We start from the raw sequence: 12,819 nt of genomic DNA, 5'->3' as shown, positions 1-12,819 counted from the left end.
CGATCCCGATGACCACATGCCAGCGGCCTAATATCCCGCTTTGCGGTCCACCAGGTTCTCCAGCTTTTCGCCCCGCTCGAAGGCGTCCATCTGGCGCAGCATGATCGGCGCCAGGTGGACGGGATCGGACGTGGCCGCGGCATGCGGCGTCACGAACACTTTCGGATGGGCCCATAGCGGGCTGGTCTTCGGCAGCGGTTCGACCTCGAACACGTCGAGGCTCGCTTCCTTCAGCGTGCCGTCGTCCAGCGCGCGCACGATGTCGGCATCCTTCTGCAGGCGGCCGCGACCGGCATTGATCAGCACCGAGCCGCCAAGACCGTTGCGCTTGCGCAATTCCTTCAGCACGCCGTAATTGATGATACCCTTGGTATCCGGCGTCAGCGGCAGCAGCACGACCAGTATGTCTGTGGCATTGAGGAACGGGATAAGCCCGGCCTCGCCGCAATAGGTCGCGACACCTTCCATCGGCCGGTCCGTGCGCGACCAGCCATTGACCGCGAAGCCGAGCGACAACAGCGCCGACGCCGCCGCGCGGCCGAGACTGCCGAGCCCCATGATGCCGACAGAGATGTCTTCAGCGGTGCGCTGCGCCGGCTCGCGCCATATCTTCTTCGGCTGCTGCGACCGGTACAGCAGGCCCTGGCGGTGATGATCGAGCACCCGCCAGACGACATATTCGGTCATGTGCTGGGCCAGGTTGCCGGCGACGACCTTGACGATCGGCACGTCCGGCAGGCTGGGATCGGAGAAGATGTGGTCGACACCGGCGCCGATCGAGAAGATGGCGCGCAGATTGGGCAGCGACCCCAACAGGTTCGGCCGCTGTTTCCACACCACCGCATAGGTGATCGAAGGATCGCTGGCGCCGTCCGGCTCGAGCACCACCTCGCGCTCTGCGGACAGCAGTTCGCGCCAGCGCTGCGGGTGAAAGCCGGTGACGGCAAGCAGGATTTTGCCTTTTTCCATTTATGGATTTTGTCCTGTTGTTCGGTTTGGAGCAATTGCGGGAAAGGCGCAAGGCGGCTTTCCGACCGGAATTGCGAAGGAAGGAGTCACTCGCTGACGACCCCCGTCGGGGCGGTTTCTATCTTGAAGGCGGCCGAGATCAGCGCCCGAGTATAGTCGGTTTGCGGCTTTTCAAAAATCTGTTCGGAAGGACCGGCTTCGACGATCTGGCCATTGCGCATGACGATGACATCGTTGGCCAGGGCCCGGATGACCTTGAGGTCGTGGCTGATGAAGAGATAGGCGAGGTCATGCTTGGCCTGCAGGCTGCGCAGGAGGTCGACCACCTGCGCCTGCACGCTCATGTCGAGCGCCGAGGTCGGCTCGTCCAGCATGACGAAACGCGGGTTGAGCACCATGGCGCGAGCAATGGCGACGCGCTGGCGCTGGCCGCCGGAGAATTCGTGCGGATAGCGGTTGCGCGTCGCCGGATCGAGCCCGACTTCCTTCAGCACGTCGACCACCTTGTCGTCGCGCTCGTCGAGCGACAGCTTCGGCTCGTGGATCTTCAAGCCTTCTTCGATGATCTCGGCGATGGACATGCGGGGACTGAGCGAGCCGAAAGGATCCTGGAAGACGATCTGCAATTCGCGCCTGAGCGGGCGCATGGCGTTGAACGAGAGCTGGTTGATGTCGCGCCCGTTGAACTGGATGGTTCCGCTCGACGAGATCATCCGCGCCAGCGCCAGGCCGAGCGTGGTCTTGCCCGACCCGGACTCTCCAACCACGCCCAGCGTCTGGCCGGCCCGCACGGTGACATCGATGCCGTCGACCGCCTTCACATGGTCGACGGTGCGCCGGAAGAAGCCCTGCTTGATCGGAAACCAGACTTGGATGTCCTTGCCGGTCATCACGGGTGCCGCGGCGCTGTTGGCCGCGGGTGGCTTGCCCTTGGGCTCGGCCGCCAGAAGATGGCGCGTATAGGCGTGCTGCGGATTGGCGAAGATGTCCTTGGCAGGCCCCATCTCGACGATCTTGCCCTTGGTCATCACGCACACCCGGTCGGCGATCTTGCGCACGATGCCGAGATCATGGGTGATGAACAGCATCGACATGCCCTTGCGGCTTTTCAAGCCGGCCAGCAGCTCGAGGATCTGCGCCTGCACGGTGACGTCGAGCGCCGTCGTCGGCTCGTCGGCGATCAGGAGTTCCGGCTCGTTGGCCAGCGCCATGGCGATCATGACGCGCTGGCGCTGGCCGCCGGACAGCTGGTGCGGATAGGCGTCGAGCCGTTTCTGCGGATCGCGAATGCCGACCTCGTTGAGCAGGGCCAGCGTGCGCGCCTTGGCCGGGCGGTCGGCCATGCCCTGGTGCAGCTTCAGGATTTCGACGATCTGCTGCTCGATCGTGTGCAGCGGATTGAGCGAGGTCATCGGCTCCTGGAAGATCATGGTGATCTTGTTGCCGCGCACCCGTCGCAGTTGCTTCTCGTTCATGGCGAGCAGGTCGGCGCCCTGGAACAGGATCCTGCCCGAGGGGTGGCTGGCGCTGGGATAGGGCAAGAGCTTCAGCACGGACAGCGCCGAGACCGATTTGCCGGAGCCGGATTCGCCGACCAGCGCCACCGTCTCGCCCTTGGCGATGTCGAAGGAGATGTGATCGACGGCCAGCGACTGCTGTCCGCCTTGCGCAAAAGCGACGCTGAGGTCCTGGACCGAGAGCAAGGGGGCGTCGCTCATCGGAACGTCTTGCGCGGATCGAAGGCGTCGCGTGTCGCCTCGCCGACGAAGACCAACAGCGACAGCATCAGCGAGATGACGACGAAGCCGGAAATGCCGAGCCACGGCGCGTTGAGATTGCGCTGCGCCTGCTTGAGCAATTCGCCGAGCGAGGCCGAGCCCGGCGGCAGGCCGAAACCGAGATAGTCTAGCGAGGTCAGCGTCGAGATCGAGCCTGAGAGCAGGAACGGCAGGAAGGTCAGTGTCGCCACCATGGCGTTGGGCAACAGGTGCCGGAACATGATGGTGCGGTTGCGCACGCCGAGCGCGCGCGCCGCGTTGACGTACTCGAAATTGCGCGCGCGCAGGAATTCGGCCCGCACCACGCCGACCAACGCCACCCAGGAAAACAGCAGCATCAGCCCGAGCAGGATGAAGAAGCCCGGCGGCAATATGGCGGCGACGATAAGCAGGAGATAGAGCACGGGAATAGCCGACCATATCTCGATGAAGCGCTGGAACAGCAGGTCCGTCCAGCCGCCGAAATAGCCCTGTAGGGCGCCGGCCGCGACGCCGATCAGAGCCGAGCCGGCGGTCAGGATCAGTCCGAACAGCACCGAGATGCGGAAACCGTAAATGACCCGCGCCAGCACGTCGCGCGCCTGGTCGTCGGTGCCCAGCCAGTTCCAGTTACCGACGCTGCAGGCCGGATCAGCAGCCCCCTGCGGGTACTGGTTGCAGCGCGTCTTGGCGTCATACTGCCAGGACGGCTTGGCCGGGGCTGCTTCGGGAATGGCATTGTTGACGGTCTGGTAGGAATAGCGGATTGGCGGCCAGATCATCCAGCCATTGGCGTTGATCTCGTCCTGGATCACCGGGTCGCGATAGTCGGTGACGGCATAGAAGCCGCCGAACTTCTCTTCGGGATAGGCGACCAGCACCGGAAACAGGATCTCGCCCTTGTAGGAGGCGATGATCGGCTTGTCGTTGGCGATGAATTCGGCGAACAGCGACAGCACGAACAGGACAAGGAAGATCCACAGCGACCAGTAGCCGCGCCGGTTGGCCTTGAAGTTCTCCAGGCGGCGCTTGTTGAGCGGCGACAGAAACGGCCGCGGCATCCGCTCCGGCACGACCCCGGCGGTAACACTTGCCTCCGACATCAAACGTCTCTCCGCTCGAAATCGATGCGCGGATCGACCCAGGTGTAGATGAGGTCGGACAGCAATCCGACGAACAGGCCGAGAAGCGAGAAGATGTAGAGGTTGGCGAACACCACGGGATAGTCGCGTTCGACCACCGACCGGAAGCCGAGCAGGCCGAGCCCATCGAGCGAGAAGATGTTTTCGATCAGCAGCGAACCGGTGAAGAAGGCCGAGATGAAGGCGCCGGGAAAACCGGCGATGACGATCAGCATGGCGTTGCGGAAGACATGGCCATAGAGCACCTGCCGTTCCGAGAGGCCCTTGGCGCGGGCGGTCACCACATATTGCTTGCGGATTTCCTCCAGGAAGGAATTCTTGGTCAGCAGCGTCGTCGTGGCGAAGGCCGACAGCACCAGCGCCGTCAGCGGCAAGGTCATGTGCCAGAGATAGTCCCCGATCTTGGCCGGCCATGACAACTGGTCCCAATTGTCCGAGACGATGCCGCGCAGCGGGAACCAGTCCCAGAACGAACCACCGGCAAACAGCACCATCAGCATGATGCCGAACAGGAAACCCGGAATGGCATAGCCGACGATGACGACGCCGCTGGTCCAGATGTCGAAGGGGCTGCCGTCCTTCACCGCCTTGCGGATGCCGAGCGGGATCGAGATCAGGTAGGACAGGAGCGTGATCCACAGCCCGATCGAGATCGACACCGGCATTTTTTCCAGGATCAGGTTGAGCACCGAAATGTCGCGGAAATAACTGTCGCCGAAATCGAACCGGATATAATTCCACAGCATCAGGCCGAAGCGCTCGAGCGGCGGCTTGTCGAAGCCGAACTGCTTCTCCAGCTTCTTGATGAATTCCGGATCGAGCCCCTGCGCGCCGCGATATTTTGAACCGACGTCACCGGCGGCATCGAAATTACCGCCGCCCGCATCGCCGCCGCCACCGCCCAGACGGTCGCTGCCGCCCTGGTTCGTCAGCTTGGCGATGACCTGCTCGACCGGGCCGCCGGGCGCAAACTGGATGACGGCGAACGAGATCGCCATGATGCCGAACAGGGTCGGAATCATCAAAAGGATGCGGCGCAGGATATAGGCGCCCATCAGATGGTGCCCTCCCGACGCATGTGATTGGCGAAACCGTCGATGAACGCGCCTCTTTCCCCGTCACTATACGGGCAGAGGATGCCGGTCCACCCTCCGCAACTGCGGCGCAGCTGCTGCGGAGGACGGGCAGGCAGGTGAGGGGCGGTGCTTACGCCCGCAAGAAATTCAGCCTTTGCCAATTTTTGCCGCCTTGCCCTTGTCGAACCACCACAGCGTCTCGACCGGAAAGCCGAAATCGGGCTTTTGCTCGACGAAGCCGAACATGTCCCAATAGGCGACGCGGTGATTCGCCAGATAGTATGTTGGAATCCAGTCCAGCCGCGCGCGCAAGACCCGATCGAGGGCTCTGAGCGCGGTGACGAGTTCGGACCGGCTTCGCGCCTTGCCGGCTGCCACGATCAACGCGTCGATGGCCTTGCTTTCTGTTCCGGGGTAGTTGCGCTGCCCCGGGATTTTCGCCATTCGAGAATCATAGAGCATCTCCAGGCTGTCATCAGTCGGCGTCGCCCCGATCGACCAATGCAGCACGGTAAGATCGAAGTCGAAATCGCTCTGCCGCTGTTCATATTGCGCCGAATCGACCTGCCGGATCGAAGCGTCGATCCCGATCGCCTTCATATTCTCGGACCATGGGGTGTAGATGCGAACGATGCCGTCATCCTCCGTCAGCATTTCCACCCGCAGCCGCTCGCCCTTGTCGTTGACGACGAAATTGCCCGCCCGCTTCCAGCCGGCTTGCGCGAGCAATCTCGAAGCCTCGCCCAGCAGCTTGCGGTCATGGCCTGACCCGTCGGACAGAGGCTGCGTCACGGCTTCGCCAAAAACCTCCGGTGGCAACTCGGCCCGGAATGGCTCCAGCAGGACCAATTCCTCAGGCGAGGGCAAGCCTTCGGCCTTGTAATCCGACCGTTCGAAGTTCGATTGAGAGCGCTCGTAAGAGCCATAAAACAACGCCCGCTTCATCCATTCGAAATCGAAACACCGGGCGATCGCCCGTCGCACCCGCTCATCGCGGAATTGCGCACGACGCTGGTTCAGTGCGACGCCCTGCATGTCTGGCGTCTTCTCGCCGGGAAATTCCCGTTTGACGACCTTGCCGTCCTTGAGCGCCGGAAAATCGTAGCCGGTCGCCCAGACCCGCGCGGTAAACTCCTCGCGAAAATGCGTGTCACCCTTCTTGAAGGCTTCGAACGCCGCCTGCCGGTCGAGATAGAAGTCGATGCGGATACGGTCGAAATTATACTGGCCGCGATTCACCGGGAGGTCGCGGCCCCAATAGTCGGCCACGCGCTCATATTCGACTGTCTGTCCCGCGGCCACTCGCCCCATTTTGTATGGTCCCGAGCCGAGCGGCGGCGTCATCGTCGAGGCATTGAAATCATTGACCGCATAAAAGGCCTTGGACACGATCGGCATCGCCACGATCCTGAGGATGTTTTGCGCGGACTGTTCGCCGTTGAAGGTAAGGTTGAGGGTGAGCGGATCCTCGGCGACCGCGTCGGTCATATACCGCAACGCCTGGGAAAGGTTCGGATGCCCTTGCTCTTTGTAAAGCTTCAACGCGAAGACGACGTCTTCGGCGGTTAGCGGCGAGCCGTCGTGGAAACGCGCTTGCGGTCGCAGCGCGAAGCGGAAGCCGTTGCGGTCTTGCGACAAGGTGACGGACTCGGCAAGCAGGCCGTAGACCGCATCCGGCTCGTCGAGCGCGCTTGCCATCAAGGAATCGAAACAGAGTTCGGTGCGCGGCGGCGCATCTCCTTTCAATACCAGGGAATTCAACGTGTTGAAGGTCAGGAAGCTTTGGTTGAGCGTGGCGTTCGGCGGCGCGAAATTCATCTGGCCGCCCTTGGGTGCATCCGGATTGACGTAGTCGAAATGCGTGAAATCCGGTTTGTATTTGAGGTCGCCATAGGCGGACAGGCCGTGCAGTTTGGTGCCGGTCGCAATATTGGCAAAGGCTTTTCCGGGCAACAGGGCGGCGACAGCGGCGGCACTGCCCAGGCCCAGGAAATCGCGACGGGGCAGCACCGCCATCAATTGTTGCCCTTGTATTTGGCCGCCAGCGCCTTTTCCTTCTCCGGATCGATCCACCAGGAATTCTGGTCGGCGCCGATATAGCTCGGCTGTTTGGCGGGAATGCCGAATTTGTTCCAGTAAGCCAGCCAGACCACGGCTCGATAGTACTGCGGCACGACGTAGTAGTTCCACAGCAGCACGCGGTCGAGCGCGTGGGTGGCGGCAACCAGGTCCTCGCGGTCGGTGGCGAAGATGATGCGATCGACCAGGGCATCGACGACCGGGTTCTTGATGCCGGCGTAGTTGCGCGATCCCGGCCTGTCGGCGGCCTTGGAACTCCAGAAGTCGCGCTGCTCATTGCCAGGCGATTCCGACTGGCCGAGTTGCCCGATAATGACATCGTAGTCGAAATTGTTGACGCGGTTGACGTACTGGGTCTGGTCGATGATGCGCAACGTGGCGTCGACGCCGATCTTGCGCAGATTGGCGATATAGGGGCTGGAGATGACTTGGTCGGTGTCGTTCCAGCCGAGTATCTCGAACTTGAACGGCTCGCCGGTCTTGGCATTGACCATCTTGCCGCCCTTGATCACCCATCCAGCCTTGGCGAAGAGGTCGACAGCCTGCTTCAGGTATTTGCGCTCGGCTTGCGGCGAATCGTAGACCGGCAGCTTGAATTCCTGGGTGAACAGTTCGGGCGGCAGCTTGTCGCGATACTGTTCAAGAATTTCCAGCTCCTTGCCTTGCGGCAAGCCGCTGGAGGCCAGTTCAGTTCCCTGGAAATAGCTGCTGGTGCGAGTGTTGAACCCGTAGAACAGCGTACGGTTCATCGTCTCGAAGTCGAAAGGATAGGTCAGCGCGGCCCGCACCAGGCGGTCCTGGAACAGCGGGCGCCTCTGGTTGAGCATGAAAGCCTGCATCGGCTCTGGCGAGGTGGTCTTGAATTCCTGCTTGATGACATCGCCGGCCTTGACCGCCGGGAAATCATAGAATGTTTTCCAGCGCTTCGAACTGTTTTCCGGTTTGATGTCGTCAAGTCCGCCCTTGGTGAAGGCCTGCCAGGCGGCATTGTCATCAAGGATGTAGGTGAAACGCTGCCTGTCGAAATTCTCGCGGCCGACCTTCACCGGCAGCTTGGCACCCCAATAGTCCGGCACGCGCTGCCAGACGATTTCCGAGCCAGGCTTGAAGCTGGCGATCTTGTAGGCGGCGGAGCCGAGCGGCGGCTCCAGCGTCGGCCTGGTGACGTCGCGCTTCTTGCCGTTGGCATCCGTGCCTTCCCACCAATGTTTCGGCAGCACGGCGAGGTCACCCAGGATTTTAGGCAGCTCGCGGTTGCCCTTCTGGCTGAAATGAAACTCGACTTCGCGATCCGAGACGGCCACGGCATCCGTGACATTCTCGAAATAGCGGCTGTACATCGGGCTGTTCGCCTTCAGCACCTGGAATGACCAGATCACGTCGTCGACGGTGATAGGCTGGCCGTCATGCCATTTCGCGCGGGGGTCGAGCCGGTAAGTCGCCGAGGAAAAGTCGGCCGGGTATTTGTAGGCGTCGGCGATCAGCGGATGGCTGACACTGCCTTCGTCGGTCGCCTGCTCCATCAGCGTGTCGTAGAGCAGGCCGCCGCCGAACCCGACCAGGCCGGCGGCCGGTGAACCCTGCACGATATAGGGATTGAAGCTGTCGAAAGTGCCCAGTACCACCGAATTCAGCGTGCCGCCTTTGGGTGCGTTGGGGTTCACGTAGTCGTAGTGCTGGAAATTGTCGCCATATTTGGATTCGCCGATCAGCGATGAGGTGGTGCGCCACTCATCGGCCAGGGCCGCCTGCAACCCCGCGGCCAGCAGGGCCGCCGCCAGCAACGATTTGAGAAGCACTGGGCCAAGCGTCATCCACTGTCCTCTTCGCGATGCGTGCCATCATCCAGAAAGGCAATCTAGATGATTTGCCGCGCGTGAAAACCGCCATGCGCGGCTTTGTCGCCGTAGAGGCGGTTTTCCTAACGAAAAAGCCGGGCAGAACCCGGCTTTTTCAAGGTCGTCGAGACTATATCCGATTTATTGAGCAGGCGCCGGTGCCGGGGCGGCCGGAGCTGGTGCGGCGGGAGCCGCAGGCGCCGCCGGCTTGGCGGGAGCTGCGCCTTCGGCCGGCTTGGCCGGTGCGGCCCCTTCGGCGGGCTTGGCGGGGGCGGATGCATCGGCGGCAGCGCCCGGCGCGGGCAGCGGCTTGGGATTGTCCGACAGCGTGCGCAGATAGGCGATGACGTTGGCGCGGTCTTCTTCCTTCGGCAGGCCGGCAAAGCCCATCGCCGTGCCTTTCACGAATTTTTTCGGCGAGGTGATGAAGTGGTTGATGTTGTCGTAGGTCCACTTCTCGGTGCCGCCCTTGGAAAACTCCTTCATGCCGGCCGAATAGGCGAAGCCCTCATGCTCGGCGACCGGGCGGTCGATGAGATCCCACAAATCCGGGCCGACCTTGTTGGGGCCGCCCTTCTCGCCGGAGTGGCAGGCCTGGCATTTCTTGAAGATGGCAGCGCCCTGTTCGGCACTTGCGTTGGCCAGAAGATCCGCGATCGGCTTTTCGGCGGCTGCCGGAGCGGCGGGGCCGCCCTCGGCGGGCTCGGCGGCCTCGATGGCGAAGCCGGGCTTTTCCGGAGCGGGCGAGGCAAACAGCGCGTCCGACACGATGCCGACCGAGAACACCACGAAAACGGTTCCGAGCAATCCGGCGAGCAGCTTGTTGACTTCGTTGGAATCCATACGCCCCTTGCTCCCTTTTCCGGCGGACCGATCCGTCCACTCCGTCCGTCGGTATCGAGACCTGCCCTCCAGAGCCGGTCAAATCGCGCGGAAACTAGGTCTTTTGCTCCGGCGTTGCAACACCTATAAGGGCGCTTCCAGTGAGACCTTTTGCCACTTTCCCCTCCTCGTTTCGAACGCCCGCCAAACCGATGTCCACCTTGATCCTGATCCCCGCCCGCATGGCCTCGACCCGGCTCCCCGGCAAGCCGCTGGCCGACATTGCCGGCGCCCCGATGATCGTCCATGTCGCGCGCCGCGCCGCCGAGGCCGGGCTTGGCCGTGTGGTGGTGGCGACCGACACGCAAGGCGTGGCGGAAGCGGTGCGCGCGCATGGTTTCGAGGCGGTGATGACGCGCTCGGACCACGAATCGGGTTCGGACCGGATATTCGAGGCCCTGACGGTGCTGGATCCGGCAAACAAGGTCGAAACCATCGTCAATGTGCAGGGTGACCTGCCGACCATCGATCCCGCGATCATCGTGGCCTCGCTCAGGCCGTTCGAGGACAAGGCGGTGGACATCGCCACGCTCGGCGTCGAGATCGAGCGCGACGAGGAAAAGACCAATCCCAACGTCGTCAAGATCGTTGGCTCGCCATTGTCGGCCACCAGGCTGAGGGCGCTTTATTTCACCCGGGCCACCGCGCCCTGGGGCGAGGGCGCGCTCTATCACCATGTCGGTCTCTATGCCTATCGCCGCTCGGCGCTCGAGCGCTTCGTGGCGCTCAAGCCGTCGCCGCTGGAACGCCGCGAGCGGCTGGAGCAGTTGCGGGCGCTGGAAGCCGGCATGCGCATCGACGCCGAGATCGTGCGGTCGCTGCCGCTCGGCGTCGACACGCCGCAAGACCTGGAACGGGCCAGGACGATCCTTTCAAACTGAGCGCCGAACCGACACCCCTTCAACGAGAATTGGCCATGCCTGAAAAGACCAACAGAATATCCTTCCAGGGCGAGCCCGGCGCCAATTCCGACACCGCCTGCCGTAACGTCTATCCCTCGATGCAGCCGCTGCCGTGCCCGACCTTCGAGGATGCGTTCAACGCGGTCGAAACCGGCAAGGCCGATCTCGCCATGATCCCGATCGAGAACACCATCGCCGGGCGCGTCGCCGACATTCACCATCTGCTGCCGGAATCGAGGCTGCACATCGTCGGCGAATATTTCCTGCCCATCCATTTCCAGCTGATGGTGCTGCCAGGTGTGAGGCGTGACGAGATCAAAACCGTGCACAGCCACATCCATGCGCTCGGCCAGTGCCGCAAATACGTCCGCAAAAATGGCTGGAAGGCGGTTGTCGCCGGCGACACGGCGGGCGCGGCCAAGATGGTCTCCGAGGTCAAGGACCGCACCATGGCGGCCTTGTCCCCGGCATTGGCCGCCACGCTCTACGGCCTCGACATCATCGAGGAGAATGTCGAGGACACCGATTCCAACGTCACGCGCTTCGTCGTCCTGACCAAGAACAAGCAGTGGGCCGAACGCCCGTCGCCTGACGCCAAGATGATGACGACCTTCATCTTCCGCGTCCGCAACGTGCCGGCCGCGCTCTACAAGGCGATGGGCGGTTTCGCCACCAACGGCATCAACATGACCAAGCTCGAGAGCTACCAACTCGGCGCCTTCACGGCGACACTGTTCTACGCCGACATCGAGGGCCACCCCGACGATCCGCTGGTCAAGCTGGCGCTGGACGAGCTTCGCTTCTTCTCGCGCGAAGTGCGGATCCTCGGCGTCTATCCGGCGAGTGAGTCACGCGAGCAGTGGAAGGTAGCGGATTGAGCTACCAGCCAAGGGGCACATAGTCGATCTCCATGAAGGTCTCGACTTCAGGAATCCAGCGGTCGCGCACGAAGGCGACGTGGTCGGGATGGTCGTTGTACCTGGTATAGGCGGCCTGGTCGGCGAATTCCATGGAGAAGCCGAACTGGTAGTCGTTCTTGGGGCTGACCTGGCGCAATTGTTCGAAATGGGTGACGCCCCTGATCGCCGAGAGGAATTTTTTGGCGTCGACCAGGAACCTTTTTTCCTCCAGCGAGTGCGGCGGATGCTTCAGCGTGAACACGACGGTATGGCGGATCATTTCCCTCTCCTGATTTCCATTATTCGCTGTCGACCCAGGCGCGGATCAGGTGATGCGCGATGGCTCCCTTCGGCGGCGTGATCAGATTGCCCGGATGCTCCCTGGCCAGCATCAGGCGCACCTCGTCGCGCAAGAACCAGCGGCAGTCTTCCAGCTCGTTGAGGTCGGCCTGGATGTCTTCATTGAGCGGCTCGCCGAAGCAGCCGATCATCAGCGAATAGGGGAATGGCCAGGGCTGGCTGGCGTGGTAGACGACGCGGCCGAGCCGGATGCCGGCCTCCTCCAGCGTCTCGCGGCGCACCGCCGCCTCGATCGTCTCGCCCGGCTCGATGAAGCCGGCAAGGGCGGAGTACATGCCCGGCGCGAAATGCCGGCCGCGCCCGAGCAGGCATTTCTCGCGCGTCGCCGTCAGCATGATCGCCACCGGATCCGTGCGCGGAAAATGCTCGGTGCCGCAATTCGGGCAATGGCGCTTGTAGCCGCCGGCCCGCATTTGTGACTCGGTCCCGCATTTGCTGCAGAAACGATGGCTGGCGTGCCAGGCGAGCAGTGCGGCGCCCTGCGCCATCGCTCCGGCGGCCGCTTCGTCGATCAGGCCTTGCATGTAGACCGAGCGGTAGTCGATGGCCTTGACTGTTTCGGGAAGCTGTTCCGGCTCGAGACCGGCGGTCACCGCCAGCACCGGGCCCTGGTCGGAGAATCCAAGCAGCACACCGCTGCCGGGCAAGGTCTGGAAGGGCAGGCTTTCGGCGACGCCGAACCAGGGATCGAAGCTGCCGTCACGAACCTTCAGGTAGAGCCGGCCGCCCTGCATCAAAAGCAGCCTGGTTCCGGGATCGGCGAGCGCTTTGTCGACCGAATCGTCGGCGCGGTTCTCGGATTGTCGGTCGATACTGTTGCCGGCGAAGCCGACGAATTGGCTCGGCTCGCGCAAGGGCGCGTCAAACAGGCTAAAGCTCATGCGGACTCTGGGCGTTCGGGATGGACATGTTCGG

The 12,819-nt window shown here is 62.7% G+C and carries 11 protein-coding genes; 2 read left to right on the top strand and 9 right to left on the bottom strand.

Annotated elements, in window-relative coordinates; translation table 11 throughout:
* Positions 1-27: 27 nt before the first annotated feature.
* The 7 genes from FJ973_RS16465 to FJ973_RS16435 all read right to left on the bottom strand — a co-directional run bounded on the left by FJ973_RS16465 (position 28) and on the right by FJ973_RS16435 (position 9,704).
* Positions 28-969 (bottom strand): glyoxylate/hydroxypyruvate reductase A, encoded by a 942-nt coding sequence (locus tag FJ973_RS16465; protein WP_140496893.1) that lies wholly within the window; start codon positions 967-969, stop codon positions 28-30.
* 86 nt (positions 970-1,055) lie between these two features.
* Complete coding sequence (locus FJ973_RS16460; protein WP_140556758.1) at positions 1,056-2,687, bottom strand: ABC transporter ATP-binding protein; 1,632 nt, start codon at positions 2,685-2,687, stop codon at positions 1,056-1,058.
* Complete coding sequence (locus FJ973_RS16455) at positions 2,684-3,829, bottom strand: ABC transporter permease (protein ID WP_140556756.1); 1,146 nt, start codon at positions 3,827-3,829, stop codon at positions 2,684-2,686. Before FJ973_RS16455 ends, FJ973_RS16460 begins: the two co-directional genes overlap by 4 nt.
* Complete coding sequence (locus FJ973_RS16450) at positions 3,829-4,923, bottom strand: microcin C ABC transporter permease YejB (RefSeq protein ID WP_140496886.1); 1,095 nt, start codon at positions 4,921-4,923, stop codon at positions 3,829-3,831. Before FJ973_RS16450 ends, FJ973_RS16455 begins: the two co-directional genes overlap by 1 nt.
* A 168-nt stretch (positions 4,924-5,091) precedes the next feature.
* A complete protein-coding gene (locus FJ973_RS16445) occupies positions 5,092-6,960 on the bottom strand; it encodes an extracellular solute-binding protein (protein WP_140556754.1) in 1,869 nt (622 codons plus the stop codon).
* The gene (locus FJ973_RS16440) at positions 6,960-8,837 is read right to left on the bottom strand and encodes an extracellular solute-binding protein (RefSeq protein WP_140556752.1); all 1,878 of its coding nucleotides are present in this window, start codon (positions 8,835-8,837) and stop codon (positions 6,960-6,962) included. The genes FJ973_RS16445 and FJ973_RS16440 overlap by 1 nt, the downstream gene beginning before the upstream one ends.
* Before the next feature lie 165 nt (positions 8,838-9,002).
* The gene (locus FJ973_RS16435) at positions 9,003-9,704 is read right to left on the bottom strand and encodes a cytochrome c family protein (protein WP_140496880.1); all 702 of its coding nucleotides are present in this window, start codon (positions 9,702-9,704) and stop codon (positions 9,003-9,005) included.
* Between the two features lie 191 nt (positions 9,705-9,895).
* Here FJ973_RS16435 and FJ973_RS16430 point away from each other — a divergent pair, with 191 nt between their 5' ends.
* Positions 9,896-10,624: a 3-deoxy-manno-octulosonate cytidylyltransferase gene (locus FJ973_RS16430; protein ID WP_140556751.1), complete on the top strand. Its 729-nt coding sequence runs from the start codon at positions 9,896-9,898 to the stop codon at positions 10,622-10,624.
* 35 nt (positions 10,625-10,659) lie between these two features.
* A complete protein-coding gene (locus tag FJ973_RS16425; protein WP_140496876.1) occupies positions 10,660-11,523 on the top strand; it encodes a prephenate dehydratase in 864 nt (287 codons plus the stop codon).
* Position 11,524: 1 nt separating this feature from the next.
* Here FJ973_RS16425 and FJ973_RS16420 read toward each other — a convergent pair whose 3' ends face one another.
* Positions 11,525-11,824, bottom strand: a complete 300-nt coding sequence (locus tag FJ973_RS16420) for a Dabb family protein (protein ID WP_140523808.1) — start codon at positions 11,822-11,824, stop codon at positions 11,525-11,527.
* 19 nt (positions 11,825-11,843) lie between these two features.
* Positions 11,844-12,785 carry an NAD(+) diphosphatase gene (gene nudC, locus FJ973_RS16415; protein ID WP_140496871.1) on the bottom strand — a complete coding sequence of 314 codons (942 nt, stop codon included), beginning with the start codon at positions 12,783-12,785 and terminating at the stop codon, positions 11,844-11,846.
* Between the last annotated feature and the right edge of the window lie 34 nt (positions 12,786-12,819).

The sequence above is a fragment of the Mesorhizobium sp. B2-1-3 genome (genome assembly GCF_006442495.1).
Classification (GTDB): domain Bacteria; phylum Pseudomonadota; class Alphaproteobacteria; order Rhizobiales; family Rhizobiaceae; genus Mesorhizobium.
Note: the sequence above shows the minus strand (reverse complement) of the source record. Positions and strands in the feature narration are given on the sequence as shown.